Origin of the sequence: Microbispora sp. H10830 (assembly GCF_014161375.1) — a bacterium.
GTDB classification, from domain to species: Bacteria; Actinomycetota; Actinomycetes; order Streptosporangiales; family Streptosporangiaceae; genus Microbispora; species Microbispora catharanthi.
Map to the genome: position 1 here is coordinate 261,589 of NZ_JABBWX010000009.1, position 17,554 is coordinate 279,142.

At 69.5% G+C, this 17,554-nt stretch carries 17 protein-coding genes; 8 read left to right on the plus strand and 9 right to left on the minus strand.

Features of this window, described 5'->3' with window-relative positions; all coding sequences use genetic code 11:
- Positions 1-27: 27 nt before the first annotated feature.
- A complete protein-coding gene (locus HHX35_RS23725) occupies positions 28-477 on the plus strand; it encodes a carboxymuconolactone decarboxylase family protein (protein ID WP_182900938.1) in 450 nt (149 codons plus the stop codon).
- An 82-nt stretch (positions 478-559) separates the two neighbouring features.
- Here HHX35_RS23725 and HHX35_RS23730 read toward each other — a convergent pair whose 3' ends face one another.
- The gene (locus HHX35_RS23730) at positions 560-1,123 is read right to left on the minus strand and encodes a TetR/AcrR family transcriptional regulator (protein WP_182900939.1); all 564 of its coding nucleotides are present in this window, start codon (positions 1,121-1,123) and stop codon (positions 560-562) included.
- Between the two features lie 75 nt (positions 1,124-1,198).
- On the opposite strand from HHX35_RS23730, the gene HHX35_RS23735 reads away from it, so the two are divergent.
- The 4 genes from HHX35_RS23735 to HHX35_RS23750 all read left to right on the plus strand — a co-directional run bounded on the left by HHX35_RS23735 (position 1,199) and on the right by HHX35_RS23750 (position 4,562).
- Positions 1,199-2,431, plus strand: a complete 1,233-nt coding sequence (locus HHX35_RS23735; RefSeq protein ID WP_182900940.1) for an FAD-dependent monooxygenase — start codon at positions 1,199-1,201, stop codon at positions 2,429-2,431.
- A 53-nt stretch (positions 2,432-2,484) separates the two neighbouring features.
- A complete protein-coding gene (locus HHX35_RS23740; RefSeq protein ID WP_182900941.1) occupies positions 2,485-3,246 on the plus strand; it encodes a phytanoyl-CoA dioxygenase family protein in 762 nt (253 codons plus the stop codon).
- Positions 3,247-3,319: 73 nt separating this feature from the next.
- The gene (locus HHX35_RS23745) at positions 3,320-4,042 is read left to right on the plus strand and encodes an SDR family NAD(P)-dependent oxidoreductase (RefSeq protein WP_182900942.1); all 723 of its coding nucleotides are present in this window, start codon (positions 3,320-3,322) and stop codon (positions 4,040-4,042) included.
- Entirely contained in the window at positions 4,032-4,562 is a 531-nt protein-coding gene (locus HHX35_RS23750) for a MarR family winged helix-turn-helix transcriptional regulator (RefSeq protein WP_182900943.1), read from the plus strand. The genes HHX35_RS23745 and HHX35_RS23750 overlap by 11 nt, the downstream gene beginning before the upstream one ends.
- 44 nt (positions 4,563-4,606) lie before the next feature.
- On the opposite strand, the gene HHX35_RS23755 is transcribed toward HHX35_RS23750, so the two are convergent.
- Entirely contained in the window at positions 4,607-5,827 is a 1,221-nt protein-coding gene (locus HHX35_RS23755) for an MFS transporter (RefSeq protein ID WP_220505771.1), read from the minus strand.
- Between the two features lie 101 nt (positions 5,828-5,928).
- Between HHX35_RS23755 and HHX35_RS23760 the strand changes: the two genes are divergently transcribed.
- Entirely contained in the window at positions 5,929-6,768 is an 840-nt protein-coding gene (locus HHX35_RS23760) for a helix-turn-helix transcriptional regulator (RefSeq protein WP_220505772.1), read from the plus strand.
- Between the two features lie 225 nt (positions 6,769-6,993).
- Here HHX35_RS23760 and HHX35_RS23765 read toward each other — a convergent pair whose 3' ends face one another.
- From HHX35_RS23765 to HHX35_RS23790, 6 genes are all read right to left on the minus strand, one after another.
- Positions 6,994-8,907, minus strand: a complete 1,914-nt coding sequence (locus HHX35_RS23765; RefSeq protein ID WP_220505773.1) for a glycoside hydrolase family 15 protein — start codon at positions 8,905-8,907, stop codon at positions 6,994-6,996.
- 126 nt (positions 8,908-9,033) lie between these two features.
- The gene (locus HHX35_RS23770) at positions 9,034-9,498 is read right to left on the minus strand and encodes a YkgB family protein (RefSeq protein WP_259405311.1); all 465 of its coding nucleotides are present in this window, start codon (positions 9,496-9,498) and stop codon (positions 9,034-9,036) included.
- A gap of 289 nt (positions 9,499-9,787) precedes the next feature.
- A complete protein-coding gene (locus HHX35_RS23775; protein ID WP_182900946.1) occupies positions 9,788-11,464 on the minus strand; it encodes an ATP-binding protein in 1,677 nt (558 codons plus the stop codon).
- Between the two features lie 24 nt (positions 11,465-11,488).
- A complete protein-coding gene (locus tag HHX35_RS23780; protein WP_182900947.1) occupies positions 11,489-12,406 on the minus strand; it encodes an NADP-dependent oxidoreductase in 918 nt (305 codons plus the stop codon).
- Between the two features lie 177 nt (positions 12,407-12,583).
- Positions 12,584-13,474, minus strand: coding sequence for an RNA polymerase sigma factor SigJ (sigJ, locus tag HHX35_RS23785; RefSeq protein WP_182900948.1), 891 nt, complete (start codon positions 13,472-13,474; stop codon positions 12,584-12,586).
- Between the two features lie 202 nt (positions 13,475-13,676).
- Complete coding sequence (locus HHX35_RS23790) at positions 13,677-14,663, minus strand: AraC family transcriptional regulator (protein ID WP_220505830.1); 987 nt, start codon at positions 14,661-14,663, stop codon at positions 13,677-13,679.
- A gap of 81 nt (positions 14,664-14,744) precedes the next feature.
- On the opposite strand from HHX35_RS23790, the gene HHX35_RS23795 reads away from it, so the two are divergent.
- Positions 14,745-15,797, plus strand: a complete 1,053-nt coding sequence (locus HHX35_RS23795) for a trans-acting enoyl reductase family protein (protein ID WP_182900949.1) — start codon at positions 14,745-14,747, stop codon at positions 15,795-15,797.
- Between the two features lie 69 nt (positions 15,798-15,866).
- Here the strand turns inward: HHX35_RS23795 and HHX35_RS44730 are convergent, their stop codons facing one another.
- Positions 15,867-16,325, minus strand: a complete 459-nt coding sequence (locus HHX35_RS44730) for a helix-turn-helix domain-containing protein (protein ID WP_310739260.1) — start codon at positions 16,323-16,325, stop codon at positions 15,867-15,869.
- A gap of 87 nt (positions 16,326-16,412) precedes the next feature.
- Here HHX35_RS44730 and rsgA point away from each other — a divergent pair, with 87 nt between their 5' ends.
- Positions 16,413-17,495 (plus strand): ribosome small subunit-dependent GTPase A, encoded by a 1,083-nt coding sequence (rsgA, locus tag HHX35_RS23805; protein WP_182900950.1) that lies wholly within the window; start codon positions 16,413-16,415, stop codon positions 17,493-17,495.
- Positions 17,496-17,554 lie beyond the last annotated feature (59 nt).

A 17,554-nucleotide genomic window follows, 5' to 3' on the forward strand; every position in this document is an offset into this window, starting at 1 on the left:
GAGGTAACCGATGAAGGAGCACCACCGATGGAAGCACGCATGAAGAGCCCGGCGAATCCCGACGTGACCACGGCGGTCCAGCACCTCTACAAGGCGATTCACGCCGCCGGCGTCGACCCGCGCGTCCTCGAGCTGGTCCACCTGCGCGCCAGCCAGATCAACGGCTGTAGCCCGTGCGTCTTCGCCGGGGTCGCATCGGCGAAGAAGCGCGGAGAGACCGACGAGCGGCTGCACAACGTGGTGACGTGGCGCGAGACCCCGTTCTTCACCGAGGCGGAGCGGGCGGCGCTCGCGTTGACCGAGGCCGCCACCCGGATCCAGGACGGCGCGCCGGGCGTGACCGACGAGATCTGGGAGGCCGCCGCCGCCCACTTCGACGACGGGCAGCTGTCCGCGATCATTTTGAACGTCGCGATGACCAACTTCTTCAACCGGATCAACCGCGCGGTCCGGGAGCAGGCCGGCAAGACCTGGTGAGCCGGACGGGGCGTCATCCGCCGATGATCGCGCATCCGCGAAATCACGGGATGACGCCCCGCGGCCCTGGGGCGAGGCGTGATCACGCCCGTCGCCGGGTCTCACGCTGCGGCTCGATGCCCAGGGCCGCGCAGGCGCCGTCCACGGCCACCCGGCGGAGCTCGTCCTTCGGCACGTCGGCGAATTGGATCGTGCAGTCCTGGAGGCCGCCGAAGGCGATCACGGCCCGGGTGGCCTGCTCAAGTGTGGGTTCGGGGCCGTACAGCAACTTCACCAGCCGCCCGCGCCAGTTCAGCGCGAGGTCGATCAGGCCCAGGTCGGCGAGCGTGGTCAGCTCGCTGAGCATGAGCACGATGTCTCCGCGGTGGCGGTAGTGGAAGTCGAAGTAGCCCTCCAGCAGGGCGCGGGGCTCGACCTCGCCCAGCGCCTCCTGACCCACCAGGAACGCCTCTTCCTCGTCGATGATCGGCTGCACGATGCTGCGGACCAGTTCCTCACGTGAGGAGAAGTGGTAGTAGAGCGCCGGCTTGGTGATGCCCAGCCGGTTGGCGATGTCCTGCAGGCTGGTCCGCTGCACACCCTGCCGGGCGAAGAGCTCGCGGGCGACCTCCTGGATCCGCTGCTTGGTGTCAGAGGGACGAGGCATGCCACGAGCCTATCGACTTAACGATAGGTAAGTAAGCGTCTATACTTACCTATCGTTAAGTAAGGAGGCGTGCCGATGCGGATTCTCATCTCCGGCGCAAGCGTCGCCGGTCCGGTGCTGGCGTACTGGCTCACCAGGCAGGGTTTCTCCGTCACCGTCGTCGAGCGCGCGCCGGGTCTGCGCAAGACCGGCGGCCACGCGGTCGACCTGTTCCGGCCCGCGATGAACATCTCGGAGAAGATGGGCGTGCTCCCTCGCGTCGAGGAGCGGGCCACCGGCACGAACCGGATGACCATGTACCGGGAGGGCGCACGGCGCCCCGTCCGGGCGGACCTCTCGAAGATCTTCAGCGCCACCTCCGAGCGGCACGTCGAGATCATGCGCGACGATCTGAGTGAGATCTACTACGACGCCACGCGCGACGACGTCGAGTACGTCTTCGGAGACTCGATCACCGCGATCTCGCCTGACGGCGAGGTGCGGTTCGAGAACGCCGCGCCGCGCCGCTTCGACCTCGTCGTCGGCGCGGACGGGCTGCACTCCAACGTGCGCCGCCTCGTCTTCGGCGAGGAGTCCCGCTTCAGCGCCTTCATCGGGGCCTACCTCGGGGTGCTGACCCTGCCCGACGTCTCCGGCCTCGACGGCGAGCTGCTCATCCACACCGGTGTCGGCCGCACTGCCGGCATGTACGGCTCGCGGCGCCTCGGCGGCGCACGGGCGTTGTTCCTGTTCCGGAGCGAGCGCGAGCTCGACTACCACCACCGCGACGTGCCCCGGCAGAAGGAGCTGTTGCGCGGTGCGTTCGAGGGCATGCACGCCGACGTGGACCGCTGGCTGGACGAGCTCGACCGCACGCCGGCGTTCTACTTCGACTCGATCACTCAGCTCCGCATGGACACCTGGTCGCGTGGGAGGGTGACGCTCGTCGGCGACGCGGGCTACTGCCCCGGCCTGGCCGTCGGCGGCAGCACCAGCCTGGCCGTCGTCGGCGCGTACGTTCTCGCCGGGGAGCTGGCGCGGGCGGGCGGCGATCACGAGCGCGCCTTCCCCGCCTACGAGCGCGCGATGGCGGAGCATGTGCGCGGCAGCCGCGCGGTCGCGCTGAGCGCGGCGAAGACCCTGGTTCCCACGTCCCGCCTCGGCGTGCTGGGACTGGCCCAGGGCGCCCGTTTAATCTCTGCCCTGCCCGCGGGGTCCGGCCGAGCCCTCGTCCGCCTCACCACCAAGAGCGCACGCTTCTACAACTCCATGACCGTCGACGACTACCCGCAGTCGCCCGCCGCCCTGCCGTCCGGACTCGGCGGGTGAGGCCCCGGGTAAATCGATCGACACCCGGTGCGGGAGATCGCTACCGTCCGGCCATGGCTGTTTTCACCGATGCCGACCTCGATCGCTTCGTCACCGAGGGCTTCCTCAAGGTGGAGGAGGCGTTCCCGCGCGAGACCGGGGACCGGATCAGGGATCTGCTGTGGCGGCAGATCGGCCTGTCCCCCGACCGGCCGGAGGACTGGACGCAGCCGGTGGTGTGGGCCGCCCCCGACTCGGCGGGTCGGGGCCCGTTCGGAGAGGCGATGCGCGGCCCGCGCCTGGCCGAGGCGCTGGACCTCGTCGCGGGCAAGGGCGGATGGGCGCCGCGCGGCACCATCGGCAACACGCCGGTCCGCTTCCCCCACCCCTCCGACGCCGGGGACACCGGCTGGCACATCGACCAGAACAACCCCGGACCGGCCGACGCCTGGGGGACCGTCACCCTCGCGTCCCGCACGATGCTCGTGCTGGTGCTGCTGTCGGAGGTCGGACCGGACGACGCGCCCACCCGCATCAGGGTCGGCTCCCACCTCGACACCGTCCGCGTCCTGGAACCGTACGGCGAGCAGGGGCTGGAGTTCTTCGCCTCCGGCCCGCTGCTGGACGAGGCGACCGCGCACCGGCCCGAGACCTGCGCCACCGGACTGCCCGGCGACGTCTACCTGTGCCACCCGCACCTCGTCCACGCCGCTCAGCCCCACCGCGGCACCCGGCCTCGCTTCATGTCCCAGATCCCGCTCTTCCTGGCCGAGCCGCTGACCCCCGGCGACGCCACCCCCCTCGCCCGTGCCGTACGGCTCGGGCTCGGCGGCTGACCGGCCGCACCGCGCCACGCCTTCCCCACGGCGAGCTACACTGAGTTTAGACCTAAACTCATGGGGGATCGCAATGACGCGCACGATAGTGGTGAGTGGCGGCGGCACCGGCATCGGCAAGGCCGTGGCGGCGCGCTTCGCCGCCGGCGGGGACCAGGTGGTGATCGTCGGCCGCCGCGCCGACATCCTGGAAAGGACGGCCAAGGAGATCGGCGGCGCCGCACTGACGGCCGACCTGAGCGAGCCCGCGGAGGTCGAGCGGGTGCGCGCCGACCTGGCCGAGCGCTTCGGCACGATCGACGTGCTGGTCAACAACGCGGGCGGCAACATCGAGAGGCACGGCGGTTCCGGCGACGTCGCGGAGCGGTGGACCGGCAACTTCCGGGCCAACGTGCTGACGGCGGTGCTGCCGACCGAGGCGTTCCGCGATCTGCTGAACCCGAACGGGCGAGTCGTGTTCATCAGCTCGATCGCGGCCTTCCGCGGCTCGGGCGGCACCTCGTACGGCCCGATGAAGGCGGCCCTGCACCCGTACGCGTTCGATCTCGCCGCCGCCCTCGGGCCACGCGGCATCACGGTGAACGTGGTCGCCCCGGGGTTCATCGAGGACACCGAGTTCTTCCGGGGCACCATGGACGACGAACGCCGCGCGATGCTCGTCGGGCAGACCCACACCGGCCGGGCAGGGTCGCCGCAGGACATCGCCGAGACCGTGCACTGGCTCGCCTCGCCCGGGGGCGGGCACGTCACCGCGCAGATCATCCAGGTGAACGGCGGGGCCGAACGTGGCCGCTGAGCCGCCGCGCGACGGTGCCGACGCGATCCAGGACGCCTGGCGGCGCGAGCTGCCGGGCGTCCCGGTGGAGTCGATCGGGGTCGTCACCCGGATCTGGTGGGCCGCCAAGGTCTTCGGCGATGAGCGCCGCCGTCTCCTCGCGAACCTGGGCGTGGACGTCGCGACCCTGGATCTGCTGTCCACGCTGCGGCGCTCCGGCCCGCCCTACCGGATGAGCCCGGGCGAGCTGGCCGAGGCGTGCATGGTGACGCGCGGCGCGATCACCCAGCGCGTGGAGCGGGCGGTCAGGGCCGGGCTGGTCGAACGGACCACCGCCGGATCGGGCTACCACGCGCGCGCGGTCTTCCTCACCGACGCGGGCAACGCCCTGCTCGACCGCGTCGTCGCCGACCTGCTCGTGGCCGAAGACCGCCTCGTCGGCCATCTCTCCCCCGAACGCCGCGATCAGCTCGCCGACCTGCTGCGCGAACTGCTCGCCGGACTCGGAGGCCCGAGCCTGACCGGGCAGGTCGGGGACTGACCCTTCACGGGTCCTTCCACCGGTGACCCATCACCGGCCAGGGCTCACGTGTGAACGCCGGGCGCCGGCGGCGTCGCGGGTCTGCGGACGATGAGCAGGTGCAGCACGGCTGCCACCACGGCGATACCGGCGCCGACGTAGCACAGCCGGGTCACCGGGATCGCGCCGAGCAGGACCCCGCCGAGCCCCGCGCCGATCGCCTGGCCGAGGTAGATGCCCGAGGAGTTGAAGGAGATGACGACGCTCGGGAGGTGCGGGACGAACTCGGTGAGCCGGTGGTTGTTCGGCGTCGACACCGCCCACCCGGCCGCGCCGTTGAGTGCCATGACGACGAACGCGAGCGGCAGCGAGGACGAGACGGCGAACGCCGCGAGGGTCACGATGAGCAGGCCGGTCGCGACCGTCAGCGTGCGGTCGGCGCCCCAGCGGTCGGTGAGCCGCCCGCTGCCGAACGCGCCGACGGCGCCGCCGAGACCCCAGACGAGCAGCAGCAGCGTCAGGGTCGTCCCGTGGGCGTGCACGGTGTCGTCGAGGATGTCGGCGATGTAGGTGTAGACCATGATGGCGGCCGCGCTCTCCAGGAGCATGAACGCGACGATCGCCACCACCCGGGCGTGGGCCAGCACCGCGAACCGGGCGCGGAGCGGCACGGCGGGCGGCAGTGGCAGAGCAGGCAGGACGGTGAGCAGGCCGACCAGCGCGAGCGCGCCCACGCACGCGACGAAGATCAGGCTCGCCTGCCAGGACAGGCTCTGGCCGATCCAGGTTCCGACGGGCACGCCGAGAACGGTGCCGACGGTCAACCCGCCGAGGATGGCCGCGAGCGCACGGCCGCGATGAGCCGGCCCTGCGAGCGTGGCGGCCGCCGCGCTCGCGTTCGGCGTGTACAGGGCGGCGCCGACGCCGGCCGCGACCCGCGCGACCAGCAGGAGCGCCAGCGTCGGCGCGGCGGCCGAGGCGAGGTTGGCCGCGACGAACACGGCCAGCGCGAACGCCATCAGCGGCTTACGGGGAAGTTTGCCGGTGAACGCGGCGAGGAACGGCGCGGTCACGCCGTAGGTGAGGGAGAAGACGGTGATGGCCTGGCCGGTGGCGCTGACCGTCTGGCCGAGTCCCCCGGAAATCTGCGGCAGGATGCCGGCCAGGACGAAGGAGTCGGTGCCCATGGCGAAGGATCCGACCGCGAGGATCGTGACCTGCCTGACCCAGGCGCTGTTCGCGGTGCTCGTCCGGCCGGTTGGTGTCGCCGTTTGCTGTGTGCTCACCCGGCCATCATTGGGCGGGCGATTATCCTGGTACAGATTGTACTTATGCTGGTATAAATCCCACCCGGCTGAACAAGCCCGATTGCGGTTTCATGGTCGGCATGACGAGGCGTAAGGAGTTGGCGGGCTTCCTCCGCTCGCGCCGGGAGTCCCTCAGCCCCGAGGCGGCCGGGTTTCCCGGCGGCTCCCGCAGGCGCACACCCGGCCTGCGGCGCGAGGAGGTCGCGCAGCTGTCCGGGGTGAGCGTCACCTGGTATACGTGGCTGGAACAGGGCCGGGATATCACCGTATCGAGACAGGTGCTCGAGAGCCTCTCGCGCGCGCTGCAGCTCACACCGGCCGAGCGCGGTCACCTCTTCGCACTCGCCGGAGCGCCCCTGCCGGCCGAACCGGCACGCCGGATGCCGGTCAGCCCGACGCTGCGGACCCTGCTGGAGACACTCGAACCCAACCCGGCCCACGTGATCAGCCCGTGCTGGGACCTGCTGGCGTACAACCGCGCGTACGCCGGCCTGGTCGGCGGGCTGGACGACCTGCCGGACGAGGAGCGGAACAGCGTCTGGCTGCTGTTCACCCGCCCCGGCATGCGCACGCTGCTGGTGGACTGGCAGCGCGAGGCGCGCGACATCCTCGGGCAGTTCCGGGCCGCGGCCGACAAGAACCCCGACGACCCGCGGACCATCGCGCTGGTCGACGCGCTGCTGGCGGCCAGTCCCGCGTTCGCCTCGATGTGGTCGGCCCATCCCATCCGGGCGTTCGCCTCCGCGACCAAGCACTTCGACCATCCGCGGGCAGGGCGGATCAGCCTCAACTACACGAAGCTGACCGTCACCGAGGACGTCACCCAGCACCTCGTCGTCTTCCTGCCCGTGGCCGAGGACGACGCGACGGCGCTGCAACGCCTCGCGGAACTGGACCGCCCCGTGCCGAGCCGTGCCTGACCCCAGCCATCCCAGCCACCTCGGCCACCTCGCCGCCGGCGCCGATCCGGCCAAGCGGCGAGTAGATGATCCCCGCCGCCACGGTAGAAGGTCAGGACGCCCGTCAGGAGCCGCCGCAGGTCCTCGCTCGGCACCGTATCGACGAGCGGCGGGCCGGGTGCGAAGGCTGCGACGATCGCGCTGACGACGAGCAGGAGCGCCGTGCCGGCGAACTCGGCGGTGACCTCACGCCATCCGACCATTGCCGTTCCCGCGGCCCGCGCCGGTCGCCCCGCCGGCCCGCGCGGTTCGTTCGGCCTCGTCGATGGCCCAGGCGGCGTTGATGAGCCCGATGTGGCTGAACGCCTGCGGGAAGTTGCCGAGCAGCTCGCCGCTCCCGGGGTCGACCTCCTCCGACAGCAGGCCCACGTCGTTGGCGTACGCGGCGGCTCGCTCGAATGCCTCCCTGGCCCGGCCGACCTGCCCGGACATGGCGAGCGCCTGCGCCAGCCAGAACGAGCACAGCAGGAAGGTGCCCTCCCCGCCGGCGAGGCCGTCGATGCCGTCCGCGGTGCGGTAGCGGTAGACCAGGCCCTGGTCGTCGGTGAGCCGGTCCGCGACCGCGTCGATCGTGGCCAGCACCCGCGGGTCGCCGGCGGGCAGGAAGCCGGTGATCGGCACCATGAGAGCACTGGCGTCCAGCTCGTCGGAGCCGAAGGCCTGCGTGAACGCCCCCACCCGGTCGTTCCAGCCCTCGCGCAGCAGAGTGTCGCGGATCTCGGCGCGGGTTCGCCGCCAGGACTCCATACGATCCTGCGCCCGCAGGAGGCCGGCGAGGGCGATGCCGCGGTCCAGCGCCACCCAGCACATGAGCTTGGAGTACAGGAAGTCGCGTGGCTCCCCGCGTATCTCCCAGATGCCCTGGTCCTTTTCCATCCAGCGCTCGGCCGCGGTGTCGGCACAGGCGACGAGGAAGCGCCGGACGTCGTCGTCGATGTCGCAGATCTGGTGTTCGAGGCGCACGGCCGCATCGAGCAGCTCGCCGTACACGTCGATCTGCCGCTGGTTCCACGCGTCGTTTCCGACGCGTACCGGCCGGCTGCCGCGCCAGCCGCGCAGGTGCGGAAGGGTGCGCTCGCTCAGGTCGTGCTCGCCGCGGACGCCGAACATGATCTGCAGCGCGCGGTCCTTGTCCAGGGATGGGGCCGCGGTGGTGAGGAAGGCGAAGAAGTCGCTCGCCTCGTCGGGGCAGGCCGCGACCCACAGGGCGCCCATGGTCAGTGACGCGTCCCGTACCCACGTGTACCGGTAGTCCCAGTTGCGCTCGCCACCGGCCCATTCGGGCAGCGATGTCGTGGCGGCCGCGACGATCGCGCCGCTGGGCTGGAAGGACAGCGCCTGCAGCACCCGCCCGCTGTGGTGCACCAGGTCGCACCACGGGCCGTCATAGGCCTGGTGGAGGCTGGACCACGACTGCCAGGCGACGATCGTGTCGTCCAGCCGGGCCGCCAGTTCCGCCTGGGCCCACACCCGCGCGGGAGTCTCCTGCAGCGTCGAGCAGTGCATCCCGAAGTGCCGTGTCTCGCCCTCTCGCACCGTGAACACGCCGTATCCGCTGCAGTCGCCGATGCCGAGGGGGACCGGCGTGGTCAGCACGAGCCAGTCGGCGCCGCCGCGGGCGGTCACGCCGCCGTCGACGACGGAAAGGATCGGGCAGATCAGGCCGTACTCCGGCCGGGGCCGGTACTCGATCTCCATCGGCACCTCGCCGCCAAGGCCGGACACCCGTCGGGCGAGCAGGTGCGGCACACCGACGCCGAGCCGGTGGCCGCCGTCGTCCGGCCCGGTGAGCAGGGCGTCGGTGAGAACGACCGTGCCGCTCCCGGTGCGGAAGGTGGTCTCCAGCACCATCGTCTGCGGTAGGTAGCGGCGCGTCGTCTCGTACGGGACGGCCGGGCGGATCGCCCAGTGCCCGGCCTCGTCGTCCAGCAGGCGGGCGAAGACGGACGGCCCGTCGAAGCGGGGAAAGCACAGCCACTCGGCCGATCCGTCCCGGCTGATGAGGCCGGCGGAATGGCGATCGGACACCAACGCGAGGTCGGCGATGGGTGTGGTGCTCATCAGCGCCCGATACCCGCAGAAGACGACGATGTGACGCACGGGCCGGAAAATCGCGGTAAAGGCATGAAAATCGAGCGCTCCGCCCGCCCGAGGCGAACGCGTCCACGTGGACCGAGAGCCTCACGCTCACCGGGACACCGCATCGGTGTCCGGCCAGGCCCTGAGCTACCGGCGCTCGGCGGCTTGCAGGGCGTCCGCGGCCGTCAGCAAGGAGGCTCCAAGAAGCACGACGTCCTTCACCAGGAACTGCCCCGCGAGAGACAGCTTCGGCTCCCCGCGTGTCTCCTGCCACGCCTCGGGCATCGTGGCCAGGAAGCTGAGGGTGGTGGCGAACATGCCGACGGCGGCGAGGCTGCCGAGGGCTGACGCTCGCGGCGCAATCGCTTTTGCTCCGATCAGCGAGCCCAGAACGATTTCAGTGACGCCGAGCAATCTAGCGACCTTCTTCTCCCCCAATCTGGCGATAAGCCACGCGAGCGGGGGGCTTGAGGTTACGAGGGGGCGAATATTATCTACCTCGTAGTCTTCGAATTTTATTCGCCCGATCTCCAGAAGGTTGATCACAAGCCCATACCGGATGGTCGAAATCCCCGCACTATGCACTATTTTTCCGATGCGGCGTATTTCCATAAGATTCTCGCCTACCGCGTCGGTTATATCGCTCGATGTAGGACTCGAAACGTCAACCGACGCCAAGGGTCAGGTCATGCTCCACCATCGGTGTCGAGGCCACCGCCGATGACTGCTACGTGGTCGGCGACGACCACGCGGCTGGACCGTGTCCGCGGCGCCGCCCACTACGCTACCTCTCCTCGGCTTCGTCGCCGAACGGTGCTCGGCGCGGATTCGGTGACGGCGTCGCTATGAGCCAACAGGCACAGCCAGCCGACCAATCTGTAAATGTGGCTCTTGGTGCGGGTCAGGTGCCTTCCCCCCCTGCCGTTGCGGGACCTCCACTGATGAGCGGCAGCCACAGCACGAACCTGGCCCCACGTGGCGAGTCCTCGACCGTGAGGGTGCCGTGGTGGGTATGCGCGATGTCGCGTGAGATGGCCAGGCCGAGCCCGCTGCCTCCGGGCTCCTTGCGCCGGCTGTCGTCCAGTCGGACGAAGGGCTCGAAGACGCGCTCTCGGTCCTGCGGCGCGATTCCGGCACCGTCGTCCTGCACGGTGATGACGGCCGAGCCTGCCGCTCGTCGCACGGTGACCTCGACTGTTGTGCCGGCATGCCGCCGAGCGTTGACCAGGAGGTTGTCGATGACCCGGATCAGCTGGATCCGATTGCCTAGAACGTTCACATCGCGGTCGGCTTCGACGTGGACCGGAACGCCGCCCGCCAGAGCCGCCGCCTCGTCCGTCACCAGCGCGCCGACGTCGATCGGCTCGTACGCGGCTGGGTCGCCGCCGCGGAGCCGAGCCAGCACCAGCAGGTCGTCGACGATCTTTTTCAAACGATCGGTGACCGTCAGGGCCTCCCTGATGGTCTCGTACGGGTCGACGTCGGCGGGGTAGAGCACCGCCTCGTCCAACCGGGCGCAAAGGCTGGCGAGCGGCGTTCTGAGCTCGTGCGATGTGGTGGAGGCGAACCGGCGCTGCTCTTCGCACATGTCCGCGTTGTCCACGGCGAGCCCGGCCCGGCTGGCGATGTCGCCGATAAGGGACAGATCGGCCGAATCGTACACCGGGGAGGTCTCGTACCGGGCCAGGGTGAGCGCACCCAGCACCCGCTGTGGCGTTCGCAGCGGCGCGACGATGACCGAATGGGCGCCCAACTCCTCGTACGGCCGCCGCCGCTGGACGCTGCGCTCCTTCTTCGGGTCAATTCGCTCGGCCAGATCCTCAGGGCCCAACAGCACCGCGGGGCCGCCACGCAGCACTCGCGCCATCGGCGCCTGGGAGGTCTCCGGAAACGCCGGAAGCGGCCCCTCCAACTGCTTGCACTTGACACAGCTCCGGCCCTGCTTGACCACGACCGCCACCCTGTCCACCCCGTTGCCGCTGGGACTGAGCAGGTCGATCATCGCCCAGTCGGCCAGCTGGGGCACCAGCAGACGGGACAGCCGCCGCAGCGCCTCATCCACCTTCAGCGTGGAGGCCAGCACGGTGCTGGTCTCGGCCATCAGTGACAACCGGTCGGTCAGCTTTTCCAGTGACGCAAGGGCGGACGCCTGCTTGTGTTCCACGGCCTTGTGCCGCCACAGGTCGTAGAAGAGGACCACCGAGCCCATGTCCTCCTCCCCGCCCAATGGGAGCGGAGCCACCATCACGCCCAAGGGGACCAGGCCGCCGGACCCGCGAGTGAACCATGACTCCTCGCTGCGGACGTACACCCCCTCGGAAAACGCGCCCGAAATCTGGCAGTCCTCCCGGGATATCGGGCTTCCGTCGGCGTTGCGGTGCAGCAAGTCGTGGGAGTCGGCCCCGATCCACTGCCGTGCGGGACGATCGAGCAGCCTCTCGGCATACGGATTGACCATGAGGATCTTCCCCGTATGGTCGACCACGTAGAGACCCACACGCAGTCCGTGGAACAAGGCTCTGACGAGTTCTTCACTGAAGCCGTACCTCGCCCAACCCTCCAGGTCGCCGGCTGTCATGGCGGTTCCCCTCGCCCCGAGTCCTCAGGGACGAACGCGGATGATCGTCTTCCCCTTGATCCGCTCGGTCGGATTCAAGGCGGCGACGGCATCGTCGAGGGTTGCGATGGTGCCGATGTTCGTCCGCAGCCGTCCGTCACGCACCCGCCGGACGATCTCACTCAGTTGGGCACGATCGGCCTCGACGACGAAGTCGACCGCCAGGCCGTCCGCAGGCCGCGCCTCGGGCGGCCCGACGATGGACACCAATGTTCCTCCGGCTCGAACCAGACCCGCGGATCGCTTCTGGATGTCGCCGCCGATGACATCGAAAACCAGATCGACGCCGCCGACGTCTTCCAGAGCGTCGTTCTCAAGATCGACGAACTCCATCGCGCCGAAGTCGAGTGCCTTCTGACGGTCGGCAGCGCGTCCGGTGCCGATGACGTACGCGCCGAACTCACGTGCGAGCTGCGTCACCATCGACCCGACTGCGCCGGCCGCGCCGTGCACGAGGACGCTCTGCCCCGCCTGGAGGCGGCCGTGCTCGAACAGTCCCTGCCATGCGGTCAGCCCCGAAATCGGCAGGCTCGCGCCCACCGTGAAGTCGACGTCGCCCGGGAGCGGCGCGAGGTTGCGTGCCTCGACTGCCACATACTCCGCCAGGGTGCCGTCGCGATACCAGTCCGTGAGGCCGAACACCCGTTGTCCCACCGACAGCCCCGTCGTGCCATACCCGAGCGCGGTGACCAATCCGGCCAGCTCGTGCCCGGGAATCGACGGTGTTCGGTCACGGTCGCGGCGATCGGTCCAGGTCGAGGGCCACGCCGTCTCAGTCGGGACGAATCCCGACGCATGAACCTCGACGACGACGTCGTTTATCGCCGCCGGCGGCTCGGGCCGCTCCACCAGCGTCATCCCGGCCGTTCCCGCAGCCTGGTCCGTCACCACGATCGCTTTCATGGGAATTGTCTCCTCGGTCATCTGTATCGCAGGGCTCATCGCGGCTCGTCGGAGGAACGCACCAGGTGGGCGCGTGCAGTCCGGCATGATCGATCTCATCTGCTCACGAGCGTTCCTTCGTCTGCCCCGTTTGGGTTCTCGTCAGGGAGACGAGGTGGCCCCTCGAGGTGTGACAGCTCAGACGTGGGAAAGTTTGTCCGGGTTGACGACCCTGCGGTAGGCGGTGATCAGACCGTCTGTGATCTGCAGCGTGTCCACGGAGTAGACACGGCCCTCCCGGTGGCACACCAGGGCGAGCTCGCCGCCGACCTCGACGAGGTCGATGCGGTCCGGACGCCACTGGCGGCCCACGCGCACCATCACCTCAGCGACGCGTTCACCACCGTAGACGGGCTTGCGCATCGCGGCGACCTTGCCGCCGCCATCGGTGACGTAGACGGCGTCGGGATGCAGCAGCCTGACCAGGCCGGCCAGATCCCCGGCCTCGTAGGCGGCGCGAAAGGCCGCCAGCACACGTTCACGCTCCGCCTTCGACGCCTGCGGCGAAGACTGCTTCGCGTTGGTCACCCGCCGCCGCCCCCGCGAGGCCAACTGCCGGGCACCCGGCACGGAGACATCCAGCACTTCGGCGATCCGGACGAACTCGAGGCCGAAGACATCGTGCAGGACGAAGGCCACCCGCTCCAGCGGGCTCAACTCTTCCATGATCAGGAGCATCGCCGAGCCGACGGACTCGTCGACGAGGACCGGCTCGGACGCGTCCGGCCCGGTCAGCAGCGGTTCCGGCAGCCACGGCCCGACATAGGTCTCCCGGCGGAAACGGGCACTTTTGAGAATGTCGTACGACCGCCGTGCGGCCACCGTAACCAGCCAGGCCCGCAGATCATCGATGTCCTGCAGATCTGTTCCGGCCGCCCGCAGCCACACGTCCTGGGTCACGTCCTCGGCATCGGCCACACTGCCCAGCAGCCGGTAGGCCACGCCGAAAACCGCGGGCCGGTGCCTCTCCCATTCGGCTCCGAGCGTGTCCTCGAGCTCAGACCGTCCAGTCGCGTTCTCGTTGCCCATACTGATCGCGACCTCCCCCAGCTTGCGGATCCAGCGTAATAATCCGAGCTCGGGATCTACGCAGAGCCCCGGATGCGAGCAGCGCGCACGCTCACACCGACGACGCGTCGTAGTTCAATCGACAGTGCGGTGTCTCGGGGTGCCGTTAACCAACGTGTCATAGGCCGCCAGACCTCGAAGATCCCGACGCGGGTGTCGTGCTTCAGCCGGCGTGGTGCCGGTAACTGCCGGGCGGTGACCCGTACTGGCGTTTGAAGGCATGGGTGAAGGTGTACTGCGAGCTGTAGCCGACCTGTTGGGCGATCGTGTTGACGGGGGCGTCGGAGGTGCGCAGGAGCCGGGCGGCGGTGGTCATCCGCCACCATGTCAGGTAGGTGAGCGGTGGCTGGCCGACCAGATGGGTGAATCGCCGGGCGAAGGCGGCGCGGGACAGGCGTGCCTGCGCGCCCAACTCCTCGACGGTCCATTGCCGGCTGGGGTCTTCATGGATGGCGCGGAGGGCGGTGGCGACGGCGGGGTCGTGCAGGGCCGCGGCCCAGCCGGTGGCGGAGTGGCCGGAGACGCGCTGTTGTTCGAACCACGCGCGCAGGATGTAGAGCAGGAGAAGATCCAGCAGAGTGAGCAGGATCGTGTCGGAGCCTGGGCGGGCGTCGTTGTCCAGTTCCACGCCGAGGAGTTCGATCGCGGCGCGGAGTTCCCTGTGGCGCCCTACCCGCGTCGGCAGGTGGATGACCTCGGGCAGGTCGTTCAGGAGCGGATGTGGCCCGGAGCCGTCCAGGAGGTAGGCGCCGCAGAGCATGACCACCGTCGGCGGCCGGTCGGCTGACGTTTCGTCGTTGCGGTCATCATCGACTCCGGTGAGCGTTGTGGGCGGCTCGCTTGCCGGGGTGGACGGGTCGTCGGCCAGACCGTGTGCGGATCCGCGCGGCAGGAACGCCACGTCGCCCGGCCCGAGCACGATCGGCTCACCCTGCGACGGGAGAAGCCAGCACGTTCCCTGGAGAACGATGTGGAACCCGGCGGCCGGCACCGGCGGAAACCGCTCGGCGAAGGGAGCGGACTTGGTCACCCGGCCCGAGTGGGGTCGACCGGTCCGCGCCGCACTCACCACATCAGACAGAACATCCACGCAGCCAGTGTAACTACCAATGCCCTCGGCGAAGACGATGACGCAAACTTTGAAGCGCATCACGCATTCAATCGTCTTGTGTCGGCGCCTTACTGTGCTGTTGGCTGAGCGACCGCGCAGCTCCCATCGTGAGGAGACGACATGAAGATCGCCGTTTATGGCGCGAGTGGATACCAGGGAAAGCTCGTGCTCACCGAACTGGCACGACGCGACATCGAGACGGTCCTGGCCGGACGTGATCTGGCGCGCCTGGAGGAGGCCGCCTCGGCGGCCGGTCTCCCCGACGCGGAACGACGCGTGGCCGACACGAGCGACCATGAGGCGCTGGTGCGCGCGTTCCGCGGCTGCGACGGCGTCATCAACTGCGCCGGGCCCTTCACCTCCTCAGGTGAAGCCGTGGTCCGCGCCGCGATCGCCGCCGGCTGTCACTACGTCGACACCTCAGGCGAGCAGCTCTACATCAAGAAAATCTTCGACACCTTCACCACGGAGGCGGAGAACGCCGGGGTCACCGTCGTACCCGCCGCCAACGACGGCTGCGTCCCGGTAGACCTCATGGCCCACATCCTGGCCGACCACCTTGAATCGGTCGAAGAGATCATCATCACCCACGTGATCGTCGGGGGCGGCGGCATGTCGCGCGGCTCGCTGCGCTCGCTGGTCGAAACGATCGACGCCATCAAGGCGGGAGGCATGACCTACGACAACGGCGACTGGCGCCCCGGCATGCCCGCCCGCCACACTGCGATCAGGCTGCCGGGACAGTCGGAGGCAACCCCGGTGATGGCCTTCCCTGTGCCGGAGGTGGTGACCATTCCCCGTCACATCCACGTCCGGCATGTCCAGGGCCTGACCGAGGCCGCGTTGGGCGACCGGCTGAACACCCCGCTCACACCGGAGATCATCGAAAGCCTGCCGGAAGGACCCGATGAGGACAGCCGCCGCACCCAGCACTTCACCTACGTGCTCGACGCCACCAGTATCGACGGCCGCCGCGCCCGCGGCATCGTCCAGGGCCCCGACACTTACGGCACGACCGCGGTGATCGCCGTCGAAAGCGCCCGCCGTCTCATCGCTGACCCCGCCAAGCCGGGAGTACTCGCACCCGCCCAGGCCTATCACCCGACCGCCTTCCTCGACTTCCTCATCCCACATGGGATCCAGTGGATCACCGAGGACGCGCCGGCAACCTGACAAGGAGCCTTCTCCGGTAACGATCAGCCACGGTCTGTGATCGTCTGGACGGCTCGCTACGTAGACAGGTCAGCGCAGGTCAACGGGTCGAGGATCAGTGGGCGGGCTGAGCTCGGCGCGTGGTTCGGGTACGTCGGTCTGGAGCCGGCGGTCGCCGCCGGGCTTCAGTTCGGGGACGTACGTGTAGATGGTGGAGCGGCTGACGCCCAGGAGCCGGGCGATGGAGGAGACGGTGGCGTCGGGCTGGGCGAGCAGGGCGCGGGCGTGCCGGACCTGTTCGGGGTCATCGCGGGTGGCCGCCCGAGACGCACCCCGCGGGCCTTGGCTGCGGCCAGGCCCGCGTGGCTGCCTTCGATGATGAGTTCGCGGATGAACTCGGCGAGGGCGTCTGCTGGGAGTGCTAGGCTGCTGATCGTTGGTGTTGGATTTCCGGATGAGGGGGAGGTGAGGTTTGATGACCGCGGTGAAGACCGCTGCCGTGTGCAGCGCCCGGACATTCCTCACGTCCCGGGCCCCGGTCTGACCCACTTCTTACCCTCGCCGTGAGCCGTCCGGCTTACGAGGCAGGGTAGTGTCTGCGTCTCGTCGGGGCCCCTTCCCGCAAGGTGTCTCACGTTGCCAAACCTCTTCACGGATCCATCCGACGTCGGCCTGACCCGGTACGGATGGACGGAAACACTCGACAACGCCTTCGCCGAACACCGCGAGGCCGGCCTGGTACCGGCCCGGATCGCACGGGTGGATCGCGGCCTGTGTGACGCGGTCACCGAGTCCGGCCCGGTGCGGGCCACCCTCACGGCGCTGTACTCTCCCGACCCGCTCCTGGCGCCCTGCACCGGCGACTGGGCCGCACTGCGCCCGGGTCGCGAACCGGGGCTGGTGGCCCTGCTACCGCGTCGTAGCGCGATCGTACGCTCGTCGTCGTCGCGCACTTCCCACGCGCAGGTGCTGGCCGCCAACGTCGACACCGTTGTCGTCGCCGTCTCACTGACCGCTCCGCTGGACGCGGCCCGGCTGGAGCGACTGCTGGCCCTGGCGTGGGACAGCGGCGCCAGGCCGCTGATCGTCTTGACCAAGGCGGATCTGGCCTCCGACGCCGCCGCCGTGCACGCCGAAACGAGCACGCTGGCACCGGGCGTGGACATCCTGATCACCAGCGCGGCCACCGGTCAGAACATCGATGTGCTGACCGCGCTGCTGAGCGGCACAACGGTCCTGCTCGGATCCTCCGGCGCGGGCAAGTCCAGACTAGGCAACGCGCTGCTCGGCGACGAGATTCTGGCCACCGGCGAGGTACGGGCGCAGGATGGCAAGGGCCGCCACACCACCGTCCGCCGCGAGTTGGTTCCCCTTCCCGGTGGCGGTGTCCTCATCGACACGCCCGGCCTGCGCGGGATCAGTCTCTATGACGCCGCCGACGGCCTGGAACAGGTCTTCGCCGAGATCGAACGCCTCGCCCGGGACTGCCGCTTCGGCGACTGCTCCCACAACGCCGAACCGGGCTGCGCGGTTCTGGCCGCCATCGAGGCGGGCGAGCTGACCGAGCGCCGTCTGGGCAGCTACCGCAAGCTACAACGCGAGAACGCGTGGGCGGCCTCGCGCACCGATGCCCGGCTACGCGGCGAGCGTACCAACCGGCAGAAGGCCATCACCAGCCATCTGCGCGCCACCTACAAGTTCAGGGACCAGCAGTCATGACCGACCGCATCCCATCAACGCCGCAAGCTGAAGGATCCGCCCACCACATCGGCTTCGAC